The 23,830-nt window shown below is 47.1% G+C and carries 23 protein-coding genes and 1 pseudogene; 8 read left to right on the top strand and 16 right to left on the bottom strand.

Annotation, left to right across the window (positions count from 1 at the left end):
• Positions 1-90 precede the first annotated feature (90 nt).
• Positions 91-237, bottom strand: a complete 147-nt coding sequence (locus tag BLQ32_RS19855) for a hypothetical protein (RefSeq protein WP_175557104.1) — start codon at positions 235-237, stop codon at positions 91-93.
• Between the two features lie 305 nt (positions 238-542).
• On the opposite strand from BLQ32_RS19855, the gene BLQ32_RS11480 reads away from it, so the two are divergent.
• On the top strand, positions 543-797 hold the full coding sequence (locus BLQ32_RS11480) for a hypothetical protein (protein ID WP_074510412.1): 255 nt from the start codon (positions 543-545) through the stop codon (positions 795-797).
• Positions 798-805: 8 nt separating this feature from the next.
• Here the strand turns inward: BLQ32_RS11480 and BLQ32_RS11475 are convergent, their stop codons facing one another.
• On the bottom strand, positions 806-1,576 hold the full coding sequence (locus tag BLQ32_RS11475; protein WP_074510411.1) for an alpha/beta fold hydrolase: 771 nt from the start codon (positions 1,574-1,576) through the stop codon (positions 806-808).
• Between the two features lie 520 nt (positions 1,577-2,096).
• On the opposite strand from BLQ32_RS11475, the gene BLQ32_RS11470 reads away from it, so the two are divergent.
• From BLQ32_RS11470 to BLQ32_RS11460, 3 genes are all read left to right on the top strand, one after another.
• A complete protein-coding gene (locus BLQ32_RS11470; RefSeq protein WP_074510410.1) occupies positions 2,097-3,692 on the top strand; it encodes a long-chain-fatty-acid--CoA ligase in 1,596 nt (531 codons plus the stop codon).
• Positions 3,693-3,836: 144 nt separating this feature from the next.
• Complete coding sequence (locus tag BLQ32_RS11465) at positions 3,837-4,772, top strand: NADP-dependent oxidoreductase (protein ID WP_074510409.1); 936 nt, start codon at positions 3,837-3,839, stop codon at positions 4,770-4,772.
• A gap of 580 nt (positions 4,773-5,352) precedes the next feature.
• Positions 5,353-6,066: a hypothetical protein gene (locus BLQ32_RS11460; protein ID WP_074510408.1), complete on the top strand. Its 714-nt coding sequence runs from the start codon at positions 5,353-5,355 to the stop codon at positions 6,064-6,066.
• Between the two features lie 51 nt (positions 6,067-6,117).
• On the opposite strand, the gene BLQ32_RS11455 is transcribed toward BLQ32_RS11460, so the two are convergent.
• Positions 6,118-6,945 carry an AraC family transcriptional regulator gene (locus BLQ32_RS11455; protein ID WP_074510407.1) on the bottom strand — a complete coding sequence of 276 codons (828 nt, stop codon included), beginning with the start codon at positions 6,943-6,945 and terminating at the stop codon, positions 6,118-6,120.
• Between the two features lie 283 nt (positions 6,946-7,228).
• Here BLQ32_RS11455 and BLQ32_RS11450 point away from each other — a divergent pair, with 283 nt between their 5' ends.
• On the top strand, positions 7,229-7,606 hold the full coding sequence (locus BLQ32_RS11450; RefSeq protein WP_074510443.1) for a VOC family protein: 378 nt from the start codon (positions 7,229-7,231) through the stop codon (positions 7,604-7,606).
• A 1,143-nt stretch (positions 7,607-8,749) separates the two neighbouring features.
• Here the strand turns inward: BLQ32_RS11450 and BLQ32_RS11440 are convergent.
• On the bottom strand, positions 8,750-9,166 hold the full coding sequence (locus BLQ32_RS11440) for a GNAT family N-acetyltransferase (RefSeq protein WP_074510406.1): 417 nt from the start codon (positions 9,164-9,166) through the stop codon (positions 8,750-8,752).
• A gap of 77 nt (positions 9,167-9,243) precedes the next feature.
• Between BLQ32_RS11440 and BLQ32_RS11435 the strand changes: the two genes are divergently transcribed.
• Positions 9,244-9,774 carry a cupin domain-containing protein gene (locus BLQ32_RS11435; RefSeq protein WP_074510405.1) on the top strand — a complete coding sequence of 177 codons (531 nt, stop codon included), beginning with the start codon at positions 9,244-9,246 and terminating at the stop codon, positions 9,772-9,774.
• A gap of 47 nt (positions 9,775-9,821) precedes the next feature.
• Here the strand turns inward: BLQ32_RS11435 and BLQ32_RS11430 are convergent, their stop codons facing one another.
• The 4 genes from BLQ32_RS11430 to BLQ32_RS11415 form a co-directional block, all read right to left on the bottom strand.
• The gene (locus tag BLQ32_RS11430) at positions 9,822-10,748 is read right to left on the bottom strand and encodes a bifunctional helix-turn-helix transcriptional regulator/GNAT family N-acetyltransferase (RefSeq protein WP_074510404.1); all 927 of its coding nucleotides are present in this window, start codon (positions 10,746-10,748) and stop codon (positions 9,822-9,824) included.
• A gap of 125 nt (positions 10,749-10,873) precedes the next feature.
• Positions 10,874-12,880: an ABC1 kinase family protein gene (locus tag BLQ32_RS11425; RefSeq protein WP_036808450.1), complete on the bottom strand. Its 2,007-nt coding sequence runs from the start codon at positions 12,878-12,880 to the stop codon at positions 10,874-10,876.
• A 218-nt stretch (positions 12,881-13,098) separates the two neighbouring features.
• The gene (locus BLQ32_RS11420; protein WP_244890349.1) at positions 13,099-13,608 is read right to left on the bottom strand and encodes a GNAT family N-acetyltransferase; all 510 of its coding nucleotides are present in this window, start codon (positions 13,606-13,608) and stop codon (positions 13,099-13,101) included.
• A gap of 42 nt (positions 13,609-13,650) precedes the next feature.
• Positions 13,651-14,448 (bottom strand): MBL fold metallo-hydrolase, encoded by a 798-nt coding sequence (locus BLQ32_RS11415; RefSeq protein ID WP_074510441.1) that lies wholly within the window; start codon positions 14,446-14,448, stop codon positions 13,651-13,653.
• Positions 14,449-15,004: 556 nt separating this feature from the next.
• Here BLQ32_RS11415 and BLQ32_RS20215 point away from each other — a divergent pair.
• Positions 15,005-15,106 carry a putative holin-like toxin gene (locus tag BLQ32_RS20215; protein WP_412769626.1) on the top strand — a complete coding sequence of 34 codons (102 nt, stop codon included), beginning with the start codon at positions 15,005-15,007 and terminating at the stop codon, positions 15,104-15,106.
• 249 nt (positions 15,107-15,355) lie between these two features.
• Here BLQ32_RS20215 and BLQ32_RS11410 read toward each other — a convergent pair whose 3' ends face one another.
• The 6 genes from BLQ32_RS11410 to BLQ32_RS11385 form a co-directional block, all read right to left on the bottom strand.
• A complete protein-coding gene (locus tag BLQ32_RS11410; RefSeq protein WP_074510403.1) occupies positions 15,356-16,012 on the bottom strand; it encodes a Yip1 family protein in 657 nt (218 codons plus the stop codon).
• Between the two features lie 55 nt (positions 16,013-16,067).
• A complete protein-coding gene (locus BLQ32_RS11405; protein WP_280513357.1) occupies positions 16,068-16,880 on the bottom strand; it encodes an aminoglycoside phosphotransferase family protein in 813 nt (270 codons plus the stop codon).
• Between the two features lie 290 nt (positions 16,881-17,170).
• Positions 17,171-17,674: a P-loop NTPase family protein gene (locus tag BLQ32_RS11400; RefSeq protein ID WP_074510401.1), complete on the bottom strand. Its 504-nt coding sequence runs from the start codon at positions 17,672-17,674 to the stop codon at positions 17,171-17,173.
• A gap of 124 nt (positions 17,675-17,798) precedes the next feature.
• Positions 17,799-18,254 (bottom strand): SRPBCC family protein, encoded by a 456-nt coding sequence (locus BLQ32_RS11395; protein ID WP_074510400.1) that lies wholly within the window; start codon positions 18,252-18,254, stop codon positions 17,799-17,801.
• 106 nt (positions 18,255-18,360) lie between these two features.
• Entirely contained in the window at positions 18,361-19,080 is a 720-nt protein-coding gene (locus BLQ32_RS11390) for a 3-ketoacyl-ACP reductase (protein ID WP_036808433.1), read from the bottom strand.
• 326 nt (positions 19,081-19,406) lie between these two features.
• Entirely contained in the window at positions 19,407-19,772 is a 366-nt protein-coding gene (locus BLQ32_RS11385) for a nuclear transport factor 2 family protein (protein ID WP_074510399.1), read from the bottom strand.
• 81 nt (positions 19,773-19,853) lie between these two features.
• Here BLQ32_RS11385 and BLQ32_RS11380 point away from each other — a divergent pair, with 81 nt between their 5' ends.
• Entirely contained in the window at positions 19,854-20,048 is a 195-nt protein-coding gene (locus BLQ32_RS11380; RefSeq protein ID WP_074510398.1) for a hypothetical protein, read from the top strand.
• Positions 20,049-20,166: 118 nt separating this feature from the next.
• On the opposite strand, the gene BLQ32_RS11375 is transcribed toward BLQ32_RS11380, so the two are convergent.
• Positions 20,167-21,399: an AI-2E family transporter gene (locus tag BLQ32_RS11375; protein WP_074510397.1), complete on the bottom strand. Its 1,233-nt coding sequence runs from the start codon at positions 21,397-21,399 to the stop codon at positions 20,167-20,169.
• Between the two features lie 189 nt (positions 21,400-21,588).
• Positions 21,589-23,703: pseudogene (locus tag BLQ32_RS11370) on the bottom strand (putative bifunctional diguanylate cyclase/phosphodiesterase).
• Between the last annotated feature and the right edge of the window lie 127 nt (positions 23,704-23,830).

The raw sequence follows: 23,830 nt of genomic DNA, 5'->3' as shown, positions 1-23,830 counted from the left end.
TTTAATATTAAAGAGGGAATGGGAACGTTCGGCTTTTGATGCAATCGGGTATTGGGTCATCCGAAGGTAGCCAATTAAAAAAATCGTGGTTCAATAAAATAACGTTGTAAAGAAATCCAGTGCACCGGTAAATGCATAAAGAACGGCACTGACGCCCAAAACGCCGGCAAGGAAATAGCCGATTAATTTAATATTATCAATAATAGCACCAACGACGACATCCATGAATTGGATCACAAGAATTCCTCCTAGTGTCAAACATATATTTAAGCACTTGCCCTGGTTACATCCTAACACTAACTAAAAATCTAATAAATGGAAAATTTGGCTATTAATAAAGTGGAGCTTACAGTACGATTAAGAAGAAAGGGGAGGCGGCTTTATGGTTGGCGGCTCTTGAGCAGTTTTTGCGTTTTTCTATTCCTCAAATACTTCATTACATAAGTGTTATTAAAATCAAAAAAACAGCAAGCAACAAATGGAAAATGAATTAAGAAATTTGAAGAAGAACTACAAAAATGGAGTACTAAAAGAGGGAAGGGATGAGCACATGTCGATCTTTTTTTAAGAAGATGAACCAAAAAGAAATAGCAAGCTGGACCAAAGCGGCCGTTACCGGATTCTATGCCATGGTGCTGTTGTTAAGCGCAGACTTGGCATATGGTGTCCTGTACGAACGCGAACTTGTTTCAAAATCCGCCGTTCTTTGGACCGGTATGGGGGCAGCATTCGGTTCCGACTTGCTGTATCGGTGGATATCCGCCGCACGGGCGAATAAGGAGAATAAACCCTCCTGAGGTTTGCTTCAATCGTTTAAGACGATCACTTGTTCAGGGAACACGCGATCGGCGAGCCACCGTTCAATGACGCGGTTGAACAGTTCGGGCTTCGCAAGTGAAATGCCGTGGCCGACATCCGGAAAGACGATTCCCCGGCAATTCGGATTGCTTTTTAGAATTTCCGTCATGGACGCTTTCATGACACCGCGTTCTTTTTCGCCGACCGTTACCAGAATGTCCGCCTGGGCGTATTTGAAGTTCTCCGGAAGGACAAACGACATATTCTCTTTTAACATACGGAACAGTTCACGCTTTTTCATGCGGCAACTGTCGCGGTAGTAAGCTTCAAAGTAGCTGTCTCCTATGTAAAGCGATTTCGCCTGGAGTTTTGAGAACGTTTTGTTTTGAACCAAAGGCTGGAACAAGGCAGACGATTTGGCAATGGTGTTTTTAAACGGCAGCGGCTTAACCAGGGCACTGTTCAGCATGGCGTAATCCACCAGATCCGGCTTCTGGCCAATTGCACTCACGACCACTTGCGCCCCAAGCGAAAAGCCGATGGCGATGACCGGCTTGTTCTGCCGCTTTTCTTCAATCAAGGCAATCAGCCGCTTGGCACTTCCGGCAATGGAAAAAGCGGAGGCGTTTTCCGCACAGTTCAGTTCCGGCACCACGACGTGGTAGTTTCTGAAATGGCGGATTTGCCTGTCCCACATCCAACCGCCAACCCCGCCGCCGTGTACAAAAACCACCAGAGGCGCCTGCAAATTTCCGTATTCTTGATAGGGCAAGCTCATATTATTCCTCCTTTCTTAAAAAATACATGATTTTACATTTATGTCTATTGTCATCTTCTATACATACGTTTTTTTCAGGAGAAAAGTTTCAGGAAAAAGCGATTAATTCCGAATTTATTACACGTCGGCACTTACATACATACTTCCGACACATTAAAGATTGAATCTGAGCTTTTTTAGAATGAGTTAATGAAAGTAATACCTTGTTCTAGATGGCCTCCTCATCTTATGGGCATAACAGGGAACAGTTGATTGGAGAAAAGCAGAAAAGCTTTTGTCCGGCTTATATACATTGCGCCCACAGGAAGTTTGAATCCGGTTAACGCACATAGCAGCAAATAATAGAGTTGCAGGAACTAAGTGACTTGCAGGAACTAAGTGACTTCCCGGAAAAATCATTGGCTGTTTTTGTGTGAATAATTCACTCAATTCCAAAAACTCATTTGACACCCATTCCTGCGCTACTTATACTGTGTTATAACACGTGTTAGAAAAAAACAGATTCGGAAGGGGAATTGCCATGTTTGCTGCTTTAACGCCACTTGACTGGAAACGCCGCGCCATCAAATACTACCCGGAGAAAATTGCCGTGATCGACGAAGACAAACGCTTTACATACAAAGAGTTCGGCAAGCGCACCGATCAATTGTCCGCCGCTTTACATAACGCAGGGATTCAGCCCGGCGACCACGTCGCAGTCATGCTGCCGAATACGCATTATATGCTGGAATGCTTTTACGGCATCTGTCAGCTCGGTGCGGTCATGGTACCGCTCAACTACCGCCTGACGGCGAAAGACCTGGAGTACATCATCAACCACAGCGATGCGAAAATGCTGATTGTCGATGCGGAATTCGGAAAATTGATCGAAGGCATTCAGGACCAGCTGCCGATTGAAAAGTTCATTGTCGTTGAAGTGGCGGGATGCGAGTCGGCCATTAACGGTGTGACGTACGAAGACTTTATCGGCGAAGTGCCGGAAGAGGTCCAGCTGCCGGAAATCGACATCGATGAAAACCAAATGCTGACCTTGAACTACACCAGCGGTACCACGTCCAATCCAAAAGGCGTCATGCTGTCGCACCGCAGCAATTACCTCAATGCCGCAAACTTCCTGCATCACTTGAATGTCGTGCACGACGACGTCTACTTGCACACCTTGCCAATGTTCCATGCGAACGGCTGGGGCGGCATCTGGGCGATCACGGCAGCGGGGGCGACGCACGTCTGCCTGCGAAAAGTCGACCCGCCGCTCATTTTGGAGCTGTTCGATCAGCACAAGATTTCCATTCTTTGCGGTGCGCCGACGGTCGTCAACATGCTCGTCAACGAACCGAAAGCGAAAGACATCAAGATTACAACCAATCCGCGCATGGCGACAGCCGGTGCACCGCCTGCTGCGGCACTCATCGGCAAAGCGCAGGCCATCCTTGGCCTCAACATGATCCACGTGTACGGCCTGACGGAAACGTCTCCGTTTATCCTGTACAACGAATGGAAAAAAGAATTCGAGGCAAAATCGCCGGAAGAGCAAGCGACGATCAAAGCGCGCCAAGGCATCGAACTCGCCTTTAACGGCGAAACAAAAGTCGTCAACCAGGAAGACGGGCGTGAAGTGGCCTGGGACGGCAAAGAACTCGGGGAAATCGTTACCCGCGGCAACGTCGTCATGAGCGGCTATTACAAAGACCCGGAAAAAACGGCGGAAGCGATCCGCGACGGCTGGTTCTACACGGGCGATCTTGCCGTAACTTATCCGGACGGCTATATCGAAATCCAGGATCGCATCAAAGACATGATCATTTCCGGCGGTGAGAACATTTCCTCAACGGAAATCGAAGGCGTGCTCTATAAGCATCCAGACGTCATGGAAGTGGCCGTCATTGCGGTGCCGGACGAGAAATGGGGCGAAGTGCCAAAAGCGATCATCGTCCTGCAACCGGGTGCACAAGTCACGGAACAGGACATCATTGCGTACACCCGCGAGAAGATGGCGCATTTCAAAGCACCGAAATCGATTGATTTTGTGGAAGCTCTGCCAAAAACCGCGACGGGCAAACTGCAGAAGTTCCGCTTGCGCGAAATGTACTGGAACAGTGCGAAAAAAGTGAATTGACACCGGCCAACACTCTTCAAGCCCGATGCTGGGTTTGGGGAGTTTTTTTGTGGAGGAAGCTGAAATGTTTCATTATTCTCTAGGAACGGGAAACAAAGAACATGTATGCAGAAAAACTGAACTCAAGGAAGGGGCATTTTATTCATGAAAGCAATTGTCATTGAGCAATACGGCGGCAAAGAGCAATTAAAGGAAAAAGAGCTGGAGCGTCCGCAGATTGCAAAAGATCAGGTATTGTTGGAAATCCATGCGACGTCGATCAACCAGATCGACTGGAAACTGCGCGAAGGCTATTTGAAAGAACGGCTGCCATTTGAGTTCCCGATCATTCTTGGCTGGGACGCAGCCGGCGTTATTGCCGAAGTTGGGGAAGCGGTACGCGAGTTCAAGGTCGGGGACCGGGTATTTGCACGCCCTGCAACGACCCGCCAAGGCACCTATGCTGAATTTGTGCCAGTGGAAGAGAATTTGCTGGCCCGCATACCGGAAAACATGAGCTTTGAAGAAGCGGCTGCGATTCCGCTTGCCGGGTTGACGGCCTGGCAGACTTTAGTCGATGTGGCCAAAATCAAAGAAGGCGACAAGGTCCTTGTTCATGCCGGTGCCGGCGGTGTCGGAAACTTCGCTATTCAGATTGCCAAAAGCTTCGGCGCCTACGTGGCCACGACGGCCAGCAAGGAAAACGAAGAGTTTGTCTCCTCACTTGGGGCAGATCTCGTGATAGACTACAAAACCGAACAATTTGAAGACGTTTTAAGTGATTATGACATCGTCCTGGACGCACTGGGCGGCGAGGTGCTCGAGAAAAGCTACCAGGCCTTGAAAAAAGGCGGATATTTGGTATCCATCGCCGGGATGCCGTCCGAAGATGACGCCGCTAAATACGGTGTAAACGCGAGCTCCTACTGGCTGGAACCGCAAGGCGACCAATTGCAAGAGCTGGCCTCTCTTTATGAAAAAGGCCAATTAAAACCCATCATCGGCGAAGTGTTTGACCTGAGCGAACAAGGGCTTCAAGATGCCCATGCATTAAGTGAGACGCACCACGCCAAAGGCAAAATCATCATCCGGGTGAAGTGATCCGGTACGGCTTGTAAGATGATCCGATAGAAAAACCAGAAGCCTAAAAACTTCTGGTTTTTCTATTTTTCTTTAGGGAAATGTGTCTTCTGGAGCCATAAACTTTTGGCAATTTGTAAAAGGTAGCGGAAATGCCCCGCCAGCGGAGGGAAATGGTGTAGAATCGAAGAAAAGAGACAAGCCGTCTACACATAAAGGAGAATGCACTCGTGAACGACACATCCAGTTTTCAAATGATCGCCGCTGTTGCGATTTTCGCCTTAATGGTCGGCGTTCCGCTCATCATGGTGTTTGTTGTCTACAAGTTCAGCAAACGCAGCGACAAGTAACAACTAACCCCAAAAAGAGGCAAAAGCGAAAAAGCTTTTGCCTCTTTTTGGGGTTAATTATCAGAACCTATAAAAAGGATGCTGTCTCACAGGGCATTCGGTCTTTTAAGCGAAACAGAAAAACGTTTGTATGGTTACAACTCCTGGATAATATGAAACTTTAAACAATGTAAAAACGACTTAGTCTATAACAGAGCTATTAAAAATGACAAAAGAAACGGCTGGCGGATGTGCAAAAGGGAGGGATGATAGTGGAATTGCGGAAAATGGCATTTATGCTTAGTTGTTTATTTATTAGCTTGCTTGCTGCATGCGGACAAATAGAAGAAGACAAAATAAAAGCGGAAGATAAGGGAACGTCAGAAAGCCGACAATTTAACGACCAGGAATTGATCGGCACAATTGGCGAAACGAATCCTTTAGCACACTCCCTGTACGTAGATCATACCGAATGGATTAATCGGCATGTACCTTCAAACCAAGCTGTGCCGGATATTGGCTATGGCTTTCAGGCACTCATCACAGACGAGACCCTGATGAAATTTGAAAACGGCGCCCCGGCAGACTTAAAAGATTTCAAGCCGCGGCAAAAAGTGAAGGTGTTGCCGCCCACAGAAGAAACTACACCGGTTGAAATTGATCAAATTATCTTATTGGAAATGACTTATAAAGAGAAGTACGAACGGTTCCTCGCGCCTTCAAAAGGCTCGTACAATGTGACCGTCTTGTACGAAGAAGGAGATCTTCACGGTATGGATGTGGAAAAGATTTTTGATAAGCTCAGCGAAGGTGTTGAATTGAATGCCGGCCAATTCCCGTATACCGAGAACTGGGTGGTGGATTACAAGAAAGAACTGGGCATTGAAAAATTGCCTGTCATTCTGGTGTTCGATACAGAAGGGCTGATCTTTAAAACCTATCAGGAAAAAGAACTCTACAAATTTTTCGATGAACGAATAGAATAGATGAAAACAAGCTGCCTTCATACAAATGAACGCTGCTTGTTTTCATGATTGCTATGTATGATTTTGCTGCTCTTTCATGCAGGTACGGTACTTGCCAGGCGTCTGTCCGGCGGCTTTTTTGAACGCCTGCTGGAAATGCGTTTCGCTTTTGTAGCCGGTGCGTCGGGCGATTTGCTGGATGGAGGCTTCGGTGTGCTGCAGCAAATACTGCGCCAACCTAATGCGGCAGTGAATGGCGTACTGGATTGGGCTCATGTTGGTCTGTTCTTTAAAGACCCGGGCAAGGTAGTATTTGCTCAAGCCGATTTCTGTAGAGAGCAGTTCGAGCGTCAATGTCCGGTGCGCGTTTTCTTCGATAAAGCGTTTGGCCATGCGGATGTGCTGTTGGTGATCCGCTGGTAATCGGTTCGGCTCAGCCAAAGAACGTTTCAAGATGCCGAGAAAAACTCCGAATAAATGACCTGTGATTTCATGCTTATTGGCGTAGGAACTGCTGTTTTCTGCCATTAGTTGCAGGCCAATCGACTTCAGGCGTTCAAACTCAGCCGGCTGATGTACAGGTGGTAGCTGAGGCGGCCGCAGTTGGTGAAGTTCAAGCTCATCCATTAATCGGCCGGAGCAGCTGAGAGACAGGCAGCTGTATGCTTGTCCTTTAACAGAAGCTTCTGCGTGCCAGTCGCCGGCATTGCAAAGCACCAGTGAACCCGTAGTGGCGGTGTAGGTTTTCTGGTTGATGGAAAAGCGGCTTTGGCCTTCCAAAACAAGGATGATTTCGCACGATTCCGGATGGACGTGGAGCGGTTTGATGTGCCGTGTATCGCTCGGGCAGTGAATGACGTCGGCAGAATGAAAAATAAAAGGAAAGCGGTTCGGGTCCATGGCAGGCACTCGTTTCTAAAAAGGATTATACCTCTATTATAGCAAGAATTAATATAAAATAGCGTGAATTACCGGTAATATTGAAGTTTCTGCATCTAAAGAAGCAAGATTTAATAGGTTTCGGTGAGTTTATATGGAGTGGAAAAAAGGCGGGTTTATTAATCTGAAAATTAAAATAAATTTCACTAAATCGATGGAAATACTTGAAAAATAGCCCTATAATGACGGTGAAAAGGATTGTTTAAGGACATACCACATAATAATAGGAGAAAGGATGAGTGAAATGGCAACGTATTTTTGGGTGAATTTGCCGGTAAAGGAGTTGGAAAAGTCGATGGAATTCTTCCGGACTTTGGGATACACCGTCAGCAAGCAGAATGACATGGGGCGTGTGGCCATAGGCGAGCAAAATTCGCCGATTATCCTGGTGCAGGAAGCGGCTTTTCAGCAGTTTGCGGAAAACGGCTTAGCAGATTCATCGCAAAGCACAGAAGTGTTGCTCTCGATTTCTGCGGATACGCGGGATGAAGTCCATGAGATGTGCCAAAAAGTGGTCCAAGCAGGCGGAACAGTGTTCAGTGAACCAGGCGAATTTGACGGCATGTACGGTGCAGGATTTACGGATCTGGATGGACATCGGTGGAATTTGCTGGTGATGTAAAGACAGATCCAGCAGCAATGAATAAATTGATGAGAACTTGTTATGAGACAGAATTAAACTTAAGCTGCAATGTACACAACTGAAATGCGTTTGCTGGTAAACACAGTCAGTTAAAACCAAATAAAATTCATTGAGACGGAATCGATTTAAATTTTTTAGAAACAACTCGTAACGAACAACTGATAAATGAAAAACAATCAACAAATCCGAGTAAAACCCAGTTAATCTGAAGAAAACCGAAAATGGCCAAATTAGCCGAAAAACAGCCGAAAAATCGGCTTCGTCTCACTGTCTTAAGTATACTTAATAAATGAAACACTACTTCCGATAATTTATATTATGTCTACTAAATTATTTTTTAAGAAATTAAGGCCGTCGTTTTCTTACACTCTCCTCTTGTAGCGTCTATGAGAAGTCTTTAAAACGATTCGTACAAGCAGATCACTACTTTCGGCTTTTTCAACAGCTAAGGAGTATCATTCTATTCGTTGGGCTTAAATAGGTTTCCTACTAACCCTCGTACGCTCCCGTATAGTGCGGAACATAATGTCACCATTAACCAGAACGAATAAGCATCCATTACGTACATGTAAATAATCGCGTAGATTGAAAAACCGACCAGGCCAATGCTCAGTGCCATATCAATGATTGGTGAAAACATTTTCCATAGACTTTTCAGCTTCATAACAAAGAACCTCCCTAATGTCCTTCTGTTAATGACTAGCATTTCGCGATTGAACTTTCGGTGCCGCGGCGATATATGGAAAGTTGCTAGGTTCAGATAGCCTCTTCAATTTCTTAATGACCCACTATATAGCGCAGCAAGCTTATAGGGTCCCAGTTTACACTGATGTTCGTCTTTAGAATGAACCGTACTTGTCTGATGTTTCTGCCGCTTTAGCTTCACGATTTCTACTTCGAACGCTTATATCATAAGGATTTTCAGGAAAAATGCTTGTCTTTTAGTACATTTGAATTTTGCTAGCGTTCTTTCACGCATTAATCGGATTTTATTCATCTTTCTTCTTGTTTACAATCCATCTTGAACTCATTTATCGGAATGTTTGATGAGCTTATTGTATCTTAAATGACAGAAAATTACCATGTAATTTCATTGTTTTTAAGGACAAGTAAAAAGAACTATTACCCTTCTTTACGTGCTTTTGTCATGCCGATCGTAAATTTTTTAAATCCTGAAGTCTCATAATAAGACTCCAAGTTCTCATGACACATCAACTGCGGAATGATCCGGTGCCGGTCGCATTGCTCAATCAGGCCATTCACCAGCATGCGTCCGATGCCAACACCTTGAGAGCTTGGCAAAACACCGACTCCGCAGATCAATCCGGTAATTACGCCATCTGAGATAATCCGTCCCATTCCAACCAACTCACTGCCTTGGTACGCATACAGCACGTACCAGCTTTGCTGGCACATTTTCTGCAGCTCAACAACTGTCAGGCCAAGCGAATCCCACTCTAACTCTCGGTACAGCTGGTAAACTTCTTCAAATTTCGCTGGCGGTTCTATCGTAATCCGAACATCTATTGAGAACTCCATAAAATTCACTCTCCTGTTTTTTTCTATTGTAGTTGATCTATATATAGCCAAATTAGTAAATCAAGGAGGTGAGAAAAATGGCGCCACAACAAACCATTACCAATCTGCGCTCAGGCCAACGCATGATTTTCCGTCAAACGGCAAAAGATACAAACGGACAGTTACTGGAAATTGAAACGTTTAATCCTCCGTCAACTGAAAAAGAACCGGAGCATATTCATCCGAAACAAGAAAGCTCGGCTGAAGTGCTGTCTGGCGAAGTGCGCTTTTCAATCAACGGCCGTGTCCAAATCGTTAAAGCGGGAGAAACAATCGTCATTCCGCCAGGGGTCCCCCACTATTTTTGGAATGAAGGCCCAATGGAAGCTCATACGATCCAACGGTTTACGCCGGCTTTAACAATCGAACAGTTCTTAAGATCTTATTTTGCTCTAGCCAATGCGGGAAAGCTGGACAATAACGGGATGCCGCCTCTTTTGATTACATCACACCTCGGGCTCCAGCATCAAGATGACATCCGAGTGACTAAGCCGCCTTGGATCGTCCAAAAAATTCTTTATACGATACTGATTCCGGTGAGAGTAATTTTACGAAATACCAAACGATAAGAGAAAAAATTCCTTTGCGGCACTTGGTTGATAACCGGGTGCCATCTTTAATGAGAATCCATCTCCAGATCCCAACGTTCTTCGATCAATTCTTGATCGGTCCATTCGGCATTCGGTTTTTGCGCGGTCCGTTCAAACCCGTATTTGCCATACAGGTGGCGTGCGGCTTCAAGGATGTTGACAGTCCATAAGAAAACATGGCGGTAGTTCTGCGTCTGGCAAAACGCCAGCGCTGTGTCCATCAGGCTCTTGCCGATGCCGAGCCCCTGGAACTGTTCATCGATCACAAACCATCTCAATTGAGCGGTATGGCCCTCTGCGCGTGCAATGGCAATCGAACCCGCGATTTCCCCGTCCACTTCCGCAATCCACAATTCGTCGCCTTGCCGGTCCACCAGAAATTCCGATAAGCCCTTCATAACGTAGTATTCAAAGAGCTCACTAAAGCCGTAGGTCTTTTTGTAAAGACGGCCGTGCAGATAAGAAACATACCCCAGTTCCCCGGGCTGAAACGGCCGGATATGGACGCGCGGCGCTTGCGGCGCTTCATGGTTCAGTAATTTCTCCACCGTATGCATGGCACCTGTCAATTGCTCCAGTTGCTTCGGCGTCAGCGAAGCAATCATCTTTGCAACTTCTTTATTGGCTTCGCCCACTAAGGCCAAATGAACGTTTTCTCCGTAGCCGGTCAAGTGAAGCAAATGCTGCCGTTTGTCGTAAGGCGCTTGTTTTTTGGCAATGAGCTTGTCGTCTTCGAATTTCTGGACGATTCGGCTCATATAGCCCCGGTCAATCCCCAGTTTCTCACGGATTTCCGTTGCGGTGATGCCGGTTTTTCCGTAGAGCTCAGCAAGGACGCGGGCTTCGCTTAACGGATACGGCTTATGGTAGATTTTCTGGTCCACTTTCCCGAGAATATTGGCGTAGTGCCGGTTGAACCGGCGAATCTCTTCGATCTTTGTCAGGTCTGCCATCCTTAGCCCTCCTTTATTTCTACAGGATTTATGTATCTAAAGAGTAGTATGGGTAGTTGACCAAGTCAACTTATTGTTCAGCAGAATAAAAGCCATCCAGCCCTTAAGGCTGAATGGCTTTCGTGTCAGATGTCGTTGCTGCGTTTCATATCGCGTATCGCTTGCACCGATAACCGGACAAGCAAAATGACGCACAGGAACAATCCGGTATAAGCTGCGGTATTCAAGTACACCGCATAGGCGGTATTGATGAATTGGGCAATTGCCAGCAATGCGGATGAAATCAAGCCGAATGTGATGCCCGTCAGCAGCAGCACCAGGCGCGAAAACATCTGTGTGATGAAATTGGCGTTGTGCCGGTCGGAGAACACGTCGTGATGCAGGATGATCTTGCCGCTCTCCACCCGTTCCACCAGCCGGTCCAATCGCTTGGGCAACCGGACCAGTTCCGGGATTACGAGAGCCAGTTCGCTTTCCAGCCGGTCTTTCACGGCTTTCGGTTCTTTGAACGGCTTTTTCAGGAAATCCGATTTGTACTTCTGGGCAAACGTTTTGGCTTCTGTGAACATATCAAATGTCGGATCGATGGTATGCAGCGTGCCGTCGAGCGTAATGAGTGAACGGAGCGCCGTTCCGACAGACGGATAGAACGACAGCCCGAAATCGCGCACCAGGTCAAACAAGGAGTGGATCAGTTCGGTTGTCGGAATCCGGTGGACGTAGGAAATCTTCAACAGAATCTGCCCGATCGCCTGTTCAAACCGGTGGCGGTCGATTTGCTGATTGTCTTCCACCAGCAGCATAATCGAGTCGTAAATGACGCTTGCATCGCCTTGCTGCACCCCGATGATGAACAAACTGAGCCCTTCCTGCTGCGGAGAAGCAAGTCTGCCCACTGCCCCGAAATCGAGCAGAATCGGTTTGCCGTCCTGTTCATCGATAAAGATGTTGCCCGGATGCGGATCCGCATGGAAAATGCCGGAATCCAGCATTTGTTCGAAAAACGAAAACAACACGGTGCGGGCGAAATCTTTTTCGTTGCTGCCAAACTGGTGGAAGACGCGGCTGCCTTGGGCGATGCTTTTGCCTTCCACGTATTCCATGACAATCAGCTTGTCGCTGCTGTATTCGGTATAGACATGCGGAATGCGCACTCGGTATGGACTGTTCTTCATGGCATTCGTAATTTGAATCGTGTTGCGAATTTCGATGTTGAAATTGATTTCTTCCCGCAGGCCTGCCGCGAAACCGATTGCCAGTTCACGGAACCCGAGGTTTTCAGCCCACGCGGAGCGGTTCGACACCCATTCTGCAAATTCCACCAGAATGTTCAGATCATCGCGCATGATGCGTTTGATTTCCGGCCGCAGCAATTTCACCACGACGTGCCGGTTGTCTTTCTTCAAGACGGCTTTATGCACTTGCCCGATAGATGCAGCGGCGAGCGGTTCCATGTCAAAGGAAGAAAACACTTCTTCAAAGCGTCCGCCGAGGGAGGCTTCCAAAATGTCCTGGACCTGGCTGTTCGGCAGCGGTCTTACCCGTTGCTGCAACGTGCCCAGTTCTTCGACAAACGCGGGCGGAAACAGCTCGGTGCGCGTGGAGAGCACTTGGCCGAACTTGATGAAGATCCCGCCGCTTTGTTCCAGCGTATCCCGGAACGCGATTGCCAGTTCCCGGTCGTTTTCCCGGTGCCTGGCGTATTTCAGCGCTCTCGAAATCCCGTTGCGGAGGGCGATTTCCACCACTTCGCGCAGCCGTTTTTGCCGGCGCCATTGGTGCTGCAGGCGCTTAAAAATGAACTTCCGGCCGGTGATGCGTTCTCCTTTAGCACCCAGTTCAATCGGATCGAACAATTCAAAGAGCAAGTACAAGAGCATTGAGATCAACAGGATGCTGCCGACCCAAACAATCGTGCTGACGTCCGTTGCGGTATTCAGCACACTCTCGGATAAATAATCGGTATAGCGCAAATAAGAGTACCAGTACACAAAGGTCGTCAGCGACACACCGAGCACGACCGACAGCACCCGTTTCGTGAAATTGACTTGTGCCCCCATCAAACGCCCGCTGACAAAATAAATGAAAACGGTGATGAGCAGCACTTCTAAGAGCAGAATTGCATAAACCATTCGCAGTCTCCTTTCAGGAAGGAAATAGTCGCAATAATAAATAAGAAAAGTTCATTTACCTAGTATAGCAAACATTGCCCGATTCGTTTTGCTGTGCCCAGTGAAATCAGCAAAATTTACAATTCCGGGTTTCCATAAAAAAAGACCTATGGAAGGTCCAGTTAATTTTCAATGCGATATCTCTTGTATGACTTTAAACGGGGCGACAGATTTGGTGGTCAATCATTCACGGCCAGTTCAAAATACGGTTCTTCTTGCTGGGTGTCATCAAACCACTGCGTTTCGACAAACTGCAGGCCGGCTTTTCGGAGCACATGAATGGAGCTTTCGTGCGCCGGTGCAGCAGAAGCTGTAATCATTCGAACAGTGGGATGCGCTTTGGCCAATTGCACACACAGTAAAGCGGCTTCGGTCGCATAGCCTTTCCCCCAGCTGTTTTTTGCAAAATGATACAGCAATTCCACTTGTTCCAGCGAACCCTGGACATTAAAGCCGGCTGCGCCGATCAGCTTTCCGGATGCCTTTTCGATGACGCCGTATACGGAAAGCCCGTTTTCCATATGGCAGCGCTGGTAGCTCTCTAAAACGCGTGGAAGTGCTTCTAACGGCGTGGCTCCGCCTGAATCGGCCATTACTTCGGAATCGCCCCAGAAGCGTTCTGCGGCGTTTGCATCTTGAATAGTAAAGACCCGCAGCAGCAAACGGTCGCTTTCAATTAATGTGATCAAAAAAAACCTCTCCAATCGGTAGTTCCAAAAACTGATTTCTATTTAGTTGGATGGTTGGCCTTCTAGAATGGAACGGACAATATGCCGGGAATCCCACTGGTTTTCTGAAAAGCCGATAATGGGGTAATCAAGTGGAAAAATCTTCTGCTTGATTTCGTCGACCGACAAGCCGTCTTCGCTTAAGGATCGGACTTTCAACGTCAGGTTTTCAAGATTGTGCAGCTTTTTCTCAATCATCTCCCGTCCGTTTTCAAAATAGCCGGAATGGCTGCAAAATAATGAGTCAAAATCATACTGCAGCAGCTTGCGGAGGGAATCCATAATGAGCGGAATCGATTCGCTGTCCATGATGACTTTCGTTTTAGGGGCAACAAACAAATCCCCGGAAAACAGCTGCCCCATTTTTTCGTTCAGAAAAGAGACGTGGTCGTCTGCATGCCCTGGCGTCGAGATGACAGTCCACTCCTGGCTGCGGGAACGGATCGTTTCCGGAAGCGGCAAGGCTTGGAACGCTTTTCGGCTGCCCCAGGTCTGCTGGCGGTATTCCGGGTAAACTCCAGGCTGCTCGCAAAGCTGGATGCTTTGTGGATGCAAATAAATGGGGATGTTGAGATGTTCCTGAATCCAAGCGGCTGTTCCGGTATGGTCTTCGTGGCTATGCGTAAGTGCCACCAGTTCCACCGGATATTCTTTGTAAAAGCGGATCAGTTCATCTTGAAGCTTTTCCGGTCCTGTGTCCACCAGCATCCCATCAACCAGATAGACATAAACTTTTCGGCCAAAACTTTCAATCGTACCTTCCACACAAACCACGTTTTCTTTTTGGTAGACTTCGATCATCAATTCCCCTTCTTTCTCTTTCAAAAGCTTGAATGTCTGTCCCTCTTTTAAAGATTCTTCTCATAGCACGGGTAGTCCTTCATTTTTTGCTGGGTTTTCCATTCTTAAAAGCGGGTTTGAATTTGTTTTATAATTCCTTATGTAGCTACCTACATTTATTACTCTTTTCTCACCTTTTTTTGAACCATTTAGCAACTCTATGCAAATCTTCTCCTTTCTTTTGTTCTTTTGCTGCCTTCCCATTTGGCAATAAACGATGCTGTGGTATTCCATGGCAATAAATGCCCGTTCTGCGCTTAATCTTTTCGTTGATTTTGTCTTTAGTTTTTCTTCTTCCTTCTCCTTTCGCAGTTAACCCAAAAAAAGCTGGCAAGATTGAGATCTACACTCAATCTTGCCGGCTTTTATCTTCAAAATCATTGACTATTGTTTTTAGAATTCCCTCAATACGGGAACGTGTGTATGGTATAATTAGAGAGGTAGCAATTAGTGGATGTTCATAGGCGGTTGCATGTCTCACTTTCCAATCAGTTTTTGCTGAACGGGAAAGGAGGTGATGCAAATGACAGTTTTTCAAGCACTGACATTGATGATTAGCTTTTCTGGCTTAATCGTTTCAATCATAGTGTTGTCATATACTTTTTCGAAAAAAAAGTAAACCGCCTGTGCTCCCCAGCATAAGGTACGGTTTACTTTGGTACTGACATGCGATCGCCTTTGAAGCGATGCTCGTTGTTATTGGCCGTTGGGTGTTCGAGCACCCAGCGGTCTTTTTTATGTGCTGATCTCCATTCATTATACCATTCCTAAAAAGGATTGCAATTATGCGATGATTTTTGGGGATGACTGATTCGGTAAAGGCTTCAGTTTATCCCTAAATTAAAAAAGAAGACCGAAGTCTTCTTTTTTAAGCGGATAATCCGATAAACAGAATAGCGATCAGCACCACAATCGCAACGATGATAATTCCGATAACGATCGACGGAATCATGATGGTGAAAAAGCCTTTCCAGCTGGAAATCCGGTGCGCTTCCCCGATTGCTTTGGCGTTGATGAAAATGCTCCAGATCGTCACAATGGTTATCAGAACGGAGCCGACCAGGGTGATGACCAGTTCACCACCGCCGCCTGACGTTCCTAGCGGTTCTGCAAAATAGGTTGCCGGGGCTGCCAATATCCAGATCAAATACACGGGAAGCAGCCAGATCTGCGGGATGGCCGCAGCGCCTGTCGCTTTAAAAAGTTCCGTATAAGTCCCGGTCCCTTTAAACAGCTTGCCGGTTATGAAATAAACGCCAGCCATAATCGCATAAATCAACAGGATAAAAATCGGCCCGGCAATGATGGAGCCTAAAAGGATGCCCCATACCGGCATCATTTGATTCATTTCCGAATCGAAAGCACCGACAAGGGCACTGCTGATGCCGGATAAAATCATTAAGAGGATGACAAACCCCATCGATTTTTCTTCAATCACATAGCGGACCGTTTCTCTCGTTTTCAGCCAGATGCCTGTAAACGGATTCACATCTCCATAACTTTCTTTTTCTTTAAATTGCTCCATTTGAATCCCCTCTTTCTTTCTACTAATACGGGCCACCAGCAAGAAAGTTTCGAAATCATGTTGATTTCACAGATTTTAATTTCTTGAAACGCTCCAAAGCATGCTCCCATTGAACTGTTTCATTCTCCTTCACTGCACGGAGCAGTTCGCGGAAAACCGGCTGCAGCCCGTAAAATTTCTCTACTCGCTGCCAGAGGCTTTTTCTATCCGCTGAACCGTTGCAATGGTCAAGTGCCATTCGGGTGAACGTTGCCCCGTAATTCCAGTAGATTCCTGCAAAATCGAAAGCAGGATCACCGATTTGGGCATCGGCAAAGTCGATCACGCCATTGATTTGTTTGTTTTTTACATCAACTAGCAAATTCGAAGCGGTCAGATTGCCGTGAATGACCGTTCTTGTTGTCGTCTCGCTGGATATTGCAAAAAAATGGTCAAATGTGTCTTGGATGTCCAGACGTTCTTCGATAGAGAGCTGCGGGAAAATCAGCTGTTTAATGTCGCAGTAAAATTTTTCCCAAAACAGCCGGGTATGCCGGACTGGCAAATAAACCGGCTCCGGCATGCCATGCAATTGCGTTAAAAACTCACCAAGCCGCCGTGCATTATCTTCCGACGCGACTTCCCTTGAATCAATCCCTGCATCTCCTTCAATCAAGTCGTAACAACTGCACACCAGTTGCTGCTTGCTGCAATATAAAAGTGTGGGTTGAGGCACTTTAAGATTCAAGGATGTTTGTTTCTGCAAGTCATGAAGCAAACGCGTTTCAATTTTTACACATTCAGTTACTTGTTCCGTTTTGGGAAACCGGAATACCAACTGGTTGTTAATAAGAACCATATCATTTTCCCAGCCTCGCCTTTTTTTCAAGTTGCTGGATGGTAAGGTGCGGCATGGCGGTTTGGATAAATTGCAGCATCTCTTTCAATTCCATTGCGTTCTTCTTTCTTGTTGCGGTTTTGATTTTTTGATGTTAGCCTTATGTAGTTTTCTACATATATTAGCGAATACCTAGTTTATTGATAAATTCCCTTGCAAGACCGCTTCTAAAGAATGGTTTTCCGACCGCTCTCTGCTATTAATCTTTTTCATGTTTGCCATTCTCTTTATTTTACTTTTCTTTCGCTTCCTTTTGTTGATTCCCAAAGTCCATCCGCCGTTCACTTGTTTTCTCCCTTTAGTGCTTGAAGATTTGCCTGTGTTTTGACAATCGTTGTTTTAGCCTGATAAGGCTGCAACTTTTCCAGGAATTCCGGCTTCATGGTTTCCTCAAAATAACGATTCCAGCCGAACATCTTGCAAAAAATGCGTAGCGTCTGCCGGTAATTCGCCTTTTCCAGCATTAGCGTCTGTTTTATATAGCGTTTGATAATGCGCCAGGTCCGCGTTCTGGGAGGGAAATCCAGAAAAACAATCCTGTCCGCTTTTTCCAGTCCCTCATCGGTCCAGCCGATATGCACCCCTTCAATCACCCATTGCTCAAGTTTCACCGCTTCCTGGAACAGCTTATTGCGTTTTTCTTCGCTGTTGCGCGCGTCCCCGCCCGGTTTCCGCTCCCAGACAAAATTATCCGTTTCAAAACGGGGAATGCGGTATGCCGAAGCTGTTTTTTTGGCCAGCGTCGTCTTGCCGCTTCCCACCGAACCGATAATGTACATTCTCATGTATTGTTCCAGCCTTCTGTTGTTTTCTTTCAATTATAGCGAACGCTTCTCTTTAATAGGTGCTACATTTCATTTTGGCCCTAAAAAAAGCCGGCAACTGTGTTTTCCGCAGTTGCCGGCTCCTTTATTCCAGTTTGCCTGCTTCCGACTCCACACGGTCCATGAACGCCCGTACCGTTTCCTGGCGTTTTGTTTTGCTGCCGGACAGCAGCATTGCTTTAGCAGTCATCGTCAGCCCTTTTTGGGAACCCTCGTAAACAAAGCGGGTTTCCGTTTCCGACATTTTCAGAAGCGTATAGCGGTAGTCCACTTGGAACAATTGGCTCATGACAAAGCGGATATGCCGGTGTTTCCGCTCAGGCAAATCTTCATAAGCCATGGTCTCGACAACATAATATTGCAATTGCGTGCCTTCGTAATAGCTCTGGCCGTGTTTGGCTCCCGCTTCATCGTCGTTATTTTCCAGCAGAATGTGTTCTTCCACTTTCGGCAGAAGCCGTTTGACGTTTTTGTCGGAGAACAAACGCCACACCGTTTCGATGTTTTCCGGAATCACCCGCTCTTCTTTCCATTTAACCATTCGGCTCTCTCCTCACTGATGCTAATGCGTTCCATAGCACTAGCGTATCATAAACGGCGCAAAAAAATCTCCGGAAGCGGGGGTAGCCGCCGGAGATCGGTTTTCATTAAAACGGATTGGTCGCCCACTGGCTGGACGTCGGGATGAAAATCCGCGGATGCAGTTTCAGCTGCGCCACAATGTATTCCGCGATGTCTTCCGGCTGCATGAACTTCTCTTTGCTGTTTTCCGGCGCTTCCCCGCCTCCGAAATCGGTAATGACCCGGCTTGGCGTCAACGCGAACACCCGGATATTGTGTTTGCGCACTTCCTGCGACAACGCTTCTGTCATGCCGAGCACCCCGAACTTCGAAGCGCTATACGCACTTGATCCGGCGGTCCCTTTGAGCCCGGACATCGACGAGATGTTGATGACGTCGCCGCCGTTTTTCTCAATCAATTGCGGAAGCACCGAACGCGTCACGTAATACATGCCGAGCAAATTGACATCAAGCGTCTTTTTCCAGTCGGCCGGATCGATTTCCAGAAACGGCCCGAAACTGCCCATTCCGGCATTGTTGATAAGGATGTCTGCCTTCCCGAGCGCCTCTGTCAACCGGGTCACGGCATGTTCCACTTGTTCCATTGAGGAGACATCCGCTGTGGCGTAAGCTGTTTTTACGCCCAAAGCCTCCGCTTCTTCCGCCACTCCTTTCAAATCATTTTCCGTGCGGGCGATTAGCCCGACATGCACGCCTTCATTCGCCAAAGCAAGAGCCGTTGAACGCCCAATGCCTTTGCCCGCTCCTGTAATGAATGCGATTTTTCCTTTTAATGATTGCGCCATCATGCATTCCGCCTTTCGTTTTCTAAATCCTGCCTAATCCCTTGATTCCCTTTTTCTGTGCTTCTACACTTCAGACGGAAAGGAATTAAAGAAAGGCATAGGAGAAAAGTAAAGTTTAGCTGCAAATCTTAAGGGGTTCCTGCTGTTCGGCAAATAAAAAAGGAGCCAGACCATTGGGTATCCGGCTCGTGCCAAGGGTTCTTTTGGGTTTGAAGCCAACAAACTGCAAACCTTCTTCCCATCCATCTCTATCCGATCGGAATCTCCCTAAACTTTAAGTATCCCACTTTTTTCGTCCGCTAAGTGAGCAAAATCCTTCTGCCGATTCATTCTTTCATATCGAGATAAAACGACGTCAGTTCCTTAATTTTTCCGGCTCCGTCCATGACGTAGATATCACAGTAGGTATACACTTTTTCTTGTCCTGCCTCTGTATTCGCATGCATTTTTCCTTTTAGGGCCACTTCGTTTCCGCTCGCAATCAGATTTTCAATCGTCAAGGCGACATTGGTTTCATTGCCCATGCCCATTTCTTTGACGCAGTCGATAAAAGCATCGCGGCCGATCATTTTGTTGCCAAACATCGACCACTCCACATCATCCGCCACATGGTCTGCCAAAAAATCAATGTCTCCGTCGATAAAGGCCTGGTTCACTTTGGTAAAAAACTGCTGATTGGTTACAACCGACATGATGTTTGCTCCTTTCGCTCTTTTGATTTTTGCCGTATTTACGGTACACTTAAACCACAACAAGAGATGGAGGATGGCTTCATGAAAACTTCGACCATATTACTGATCATACTCGGCTTTATGCATGTCCTGACCTTGATCAATATTTTGCTGTTTGAAGGAATGTTTGACGATATCGTCTTTTTCTTCAATACAGCGATTTTCTTTTTTGCTTTTGCTTTCTATGCAAAGCGGCAAGGGAATGCCAAAAAATCAGCTGATTCACTGAATGACTGACGATTGAAACGAAATCATTTTGATGGTTTCGTTTTTTTCGTGCCTTTTTTTCGGTGAAAACGGACTGCCGCCTCCCCTAATTGATCAAAGGATCAATTCACTGATGGCAACGGCTGCCTTACTTTCGTTTTTTCCGCAGCGAAAGCTGTTTCTTGCGCTTTTTCTCGGAAACGAGCGGCTGCGGCGCCGGGTTATACGCATCTTCGTACAGACCGGTATAGCTTTGGTACCAAATGAATGCATGGACAAAAATCACTTTGCAGACGGCATAGACCGGAATTCCGAGAACCACACCGGCAAGCCCGAATAATTGCCCCGCCGTCAGCAGGACCGCAATAATCGTCACGGGATGGATATTCAGGTTGTTTCCAAGGATCAGGGGCTGAATGATTCGGCCTTCCAGTGTCTGCTCGACAAAAAACACGGCCAGCACTTTTGCGAGCATCAGCGGCGGATGGGCGACAATCGCCACAATCACAATCGGAACAAAGGCGATAAAAGAGCCCAAAAAAGGAATTAAATTGAGAACACCGGCCAGGATCGCCAGGATTAGCCCGTATTCTAGCCCGATAATCGAAAATCCGATCCAGAACATAAGCCCGACGAAAAAGGCCACCAGCAGCTGCCCGCGGATGTATTGGCTGATTTGGCTATTCATTTCTTTCAACAGCACGTAAGTTTTTTCGCGCATTGCGGACGGCACGAGATTCATGATGTGATACGGCAAATGATGGCCGTCTTTCAGCAGGAAAAAAAGGATGATCGGTGTCGTGATAAAAGCCAGTACCACATTCGACACCACGCCGACGACACTGCCGATGCCCGTTACCGTGGTATCGACGACATCATCGGTCTGGTCGGTGATCGACGTTGTGATGCCTTCCGTATCTCCGGTCAAGCGGCGCTGCAGCTGTGAGAAGACGTCGCTTTGCAGGAGCGAATCGATCCGGATGACCAGCCGGTCGATGTAATCCGGAAAATTGTTCAGCAAACTTTCGGCTTGTTCCCGCAAGACCGGGATCAGGATCGCCACCCCCCAAATGATGAGTCCAAGAAGAAGGCCGAATACCAGGATAATGCCGCTCACGCGCGGAATCTTTTTCGTCTCCATCCAATCGATCAGCGGGTTAAGCAAATAATACAAAATGGCGGACATGATCAGCGGCAACCCCATGACACTGAAAAATCCCTGGATGGGCCAAAAAATAAACGTGATTTTTGACAGCAGGTAGAAGTTCAGCAAAACAAGCAGGCTGATCATCAACACCGCCACCAATTTGTTGTCCAGGACCCATCTCCCGAACCAGGTCGCCACCGCCCGCAAATTCAATTTCTCTTTTTCCGGTTCCATTTCGGCCGTCCTCCTTTCTTCACCGGCAGAGAGACGAAAACCTAACAGCAAAAAAGCAGCCCTACAGCAATCTATTCAGAATGCGCACAGGCTGCTTCGAGCAACGGTTCGGGTAGATCGGTTGGAAAACCCATCCAATCGTACTTATAAATTTCCCCTTTTCATTAATTTTACACCTGATTTTGAAAATCATTTGATCTTTGGCCATGTCTGGAAATCGATTTGGGCTGCCGGCTTTGGCGGGCTGAAATAATAGCCTTGGCCTTCATCGCACAGCTCTTCTTCCAAAAACCCAAGCTGGTCCTGGTTTTCAATGCCTTCTGCGATGACGCCGATATTCAGCTTATGCGCAAGCGCAATGATGGACGACGTGATGGCTTTGCCGTTCAGATCTTCTTCGATGTCCCCGATAAAACTGCGGTCGATTTTTACCCGGTCAAAAGCGAATTGGCGAAGGTAGCTGAGCGATGTATAGCCGGTGCCAAAATCGTCGATCGACATGGAGACGCCAAGCTCTTTCAAACGCTGCAGGCTTTCTTTTACGACTTCTGTGTTTTCCATCAAGATGCTTTCGGTGACTTCCAGTTCCAGTCACCTGGGAGCAAGCCCCGTGGCCTTCAATATATGCTGCACGGTCGCCACAAAATGGGGATGTTTTAACTGGATGGTCGAGATGTTGACGCATACTTTAAACGGCGGGTGCCCGGCATCCTGCCAGTCTTTAAGTTGCCGGCATGCGGTTTCGAGCACCCATTTGCCGATGTGCACGATTTCGCCGCTTTCTTCTGAAATCGGAATGAAATTATCCGGCGGCACGAAGCCGAGTGTCGGATTGTCCCAGCGGATCAACGCTTCCATGGCAGCCAGTTTGCCTGTTTTCAAATTGACGATCGGCTGGTAGTGGAGACAAAGCTCCTTTTTCTCAATGGCGCTTTTCAAATCTTTTTCAATGGCTACTTTGTAGATGGTTTTAAAATCGAGTTCTTCGGAATAAACCGTATAATCATTGGAACCGTGTTTTTTGGTGAAATACATCGCCGTATCCGCTTTATGGATCAATCCGGCCGCCCGCTCTTCCGGCTTTCCGGCAAACGCGATGCCGATGCTCGCCGAAATGGTGACCGAATGGCCGTCTACTTCGAATGGTTCGTGCAAAATGGTCACCAGCCGCGCAGCGATGCGCTCCGCTTCGCGCTTTCCCACTGTCGGCAGCAAGACGGCAAATTCATCGCCCGCAATCCGCGCCACGGTATCGCCTTTCCGGAGATTTTCCTGCAGCCGCAGAGAGACGGTTTTCAAAAATTCATCGCCGACATGATGCCCGAGTGAATCGTTGATGAACTTGAAGCGGTCCAAATCCAGAAACAGCACAGCCGGCTTGGCCTCGCTGATTTTCGAGAATTCAATCGCTTGCTGGACACGGTCTTCGAACAAACGCCGATTGGGCAAATTGGTCAAGGGATCGTAAAACGCCAGGTTTTCCATTTGCTTCTTGTAGCGCACTTTATCGGTAATGTCTTTGGCTATGCCGTAGGCTCCGACAATCGCACCGTCCTGCTTTTTCGGAAAATTGGTGATTTCCAAGTTCAAGTGGGCGCCGTTTTTATGATAGATGACGATTTCATAATGATTGGTGCGGCCTTCAAGCGCTTCTTGAAAACAAGTGAGGGTTTTTGGCAAATAGTCGGGCAGGACGAACGGCGCAAACGACATTTGAAGCAGTTCCGGAATCGTAAACCCGGTCAATGCCTCACAGCTCGGATTGGCGTCGGTGAATGTACCGGTGGAATCAAAAGCAAAAATCGCATCCGGATTGCTGTAAAAAAGCGAATGGAAACGTTCGTTGTTTTCCTTTAGCCGCAGGGCAGCGGCCACTTCTTCGCTCACATCAATCACAGCCCCTGCCATCACAATTTCGCCGTTGATGATTGATTTCTTGGAATGGATTTCGCTGTGGATAAACGAACCGTCTTTTCGGATCACCCGCACGCGGTAGCGGGACTCCATAGCTCCCTGATGGAGGCGCTCATAGATATGCCGTCTCACGACCTGCAAGTCCTCCGGATGAATGATCAATTCCAGTGCTTTTTCATGTCCGATGATTTCCTCTTTTGAATAGCCGGTAAAAATGCAGAATGCCTGATTGAAATAAGTGAAGGCATCGCCGTTTAAAATATACATGCAGACGCTCGCATCTTCGACCAGGCTCCCGAACAATTCAGCCAGCAGCCGGACCTCTTCGGGTTCTGACGGCAGGACATTGCCTGTGGCTATGCTGTAATATCCGTTGCCGTTTCTTTTCATTAGGTGACCTCCTTGGTGCAACAATGCCCGGCAGCTGCCAGTTTGCCTATTAATTAATATTTTACCACTTTTACGGGATAGTTAAGCCTTATCTGTAATATTTTTTGGATTTTTTTTACTGTTTTAC

The sequence above is a fragment of the Planococcus glaciei genome, assembly GCF_900099655.1.
In the GTDB taxonomy this organism is placed as follows: Bacteria; Bacillota; Bacilli; order Bacillales_A; family Planococcaceae; genus Planococcus; species Planococcus glaciei.
The sequence above is the reverse complement of the archived record's forward strand: the minus strand, read 5'-3'. Positions and strand labels throughout refer to the sequence as shown.

Coding starts and splice junctions, on each gene's coding strand:
- BLQ32_RS11440 (WP_074510406.1), bottom strand. CDS start 9,166: ATGGAGTTCTCAATAGATGTTCGGATTACGATAGAACCGCCAGCGAAA.
- BLQ32_RS11470 (WP_074510410.1), top strand. CDS start 2,097: ATGTTTGCTGCTTTAACGCCACTTGACTGGAAACGCCGCGCCATCAAA.
- BLQ32_RS11430 (WP_074510404.1), bottom strand. CDS start 10,748: ATGGCAGACCTGACAAAGATCGAAGAGATTCGCCGGTTCAACCGGCAC.
- BLQ32_RS11435 (WP_074510405.1), top strand. CDS start 9,244: ATGGCGCCACAACAAACCATTACCAATCTGCGCTCAGGCCAACGCATG.
- BLQ32_RS11425 (WP_036808450.1), bottom strand. CDS start 12,880: ATGGTTTATGCAATTCTGCTCTTAGAAGTGCTGCTCATCACCGTTTTC.
- BLQ32_RS11400 (WP_074510401.1), bottom strand. CDS start 17,674: ATGAGAATGTACATTATCGGTTCGGTGGGAAGCGGCAAGACGACGCTG.
- BLQ32_RS11465 (WP_074510409.1), top strand. CDS start 3,837: ATGAAAGCAATTGTCATTGAGCAATACGGCGGCAAAGAGCAATTAAAG.
- BLQ32_RS20215 (WP_412769626.1), top strand. CDS start 15,005: ATGCAAATGACAGTTTTTCAAGCACTGACATTGATGATTAGCTTTTCT.
- BLQ32_RS11415 (WP_074510441.1), bottom strand. CDS start 14,448: ATGATCGAAGTCTACCAAAAAGAAAACGTGGTTTGTGTGGAAGGTACG.
- BLQ32_RS11375 (WP_074510397.1), bottom strand. CDS start 21,399: ATGGAACCGGAAAAAGAGAAATTGAATTTGCGGGCGGTGGCGACCTGG.
- BLQ32_RS11385 (WP_074510399.1), bottom strand. CDS start 19,772: ATGTCGGTTGTAACCAATCAGCAGTTTTTTACCAAAGTGAACCAGGCC.
- BLQ32_RS11380 (WP_074510398.1), top strand. CDS start 19,854: ATGAAAACTTCGACCATATTACTGATCATACTCGGCTTTATGCATGTC.
- BLQ32_RS11455 (WP_074510407.1), bottom strand. CDS start 6,945: ATGGACCCGAACCGCTTTCCTTTTATTTTTCATTCTGCCGACGTCATT.
- BLQ32_RS11410 (WP_074510403.1), bottom strand. CDS start 16,012: ATGGAGCAATTTAAAGAAAAAGAAAGTTATGGAGATGTGAATCCGTTT.
- BLQ32_RS11475 (WP_074510411.1), bottom strand. CDS start 1,576: ATGAGCTTGCCCTATCAAGAATACGGAAATTTGCAGGCGCCTCTGGTG.
- BLQ32_RS11395 (WP_074510400.1), bottom strand. CDS start 18,254: ATGGTTAAATGGAAAGAAGAGCGGGTGATTCCGGAAAACATCGAAACG.
- BLQ32_RS11480 (WP_074510412.1), top strand. CDS start 543: ATGAGCACATGTCGATCTTTTTTTAAGAAGATGAACCAAAAAGAAATA.
- BLQ32_RS11450 (WP_074510443.1), top strand. CDS start 7,229: ATGGCAACGTATTTTTGGGTGAATTTGCCGGTAAAGGAGTTGGAAAAG.
- BLQ32_RS11390 (WP_036808433.1), bottom strand. CDS start 19,080: ATGGCGCAATCATTAAAAGGAAAAATCGCATTCATTACAGGAGCGGGC.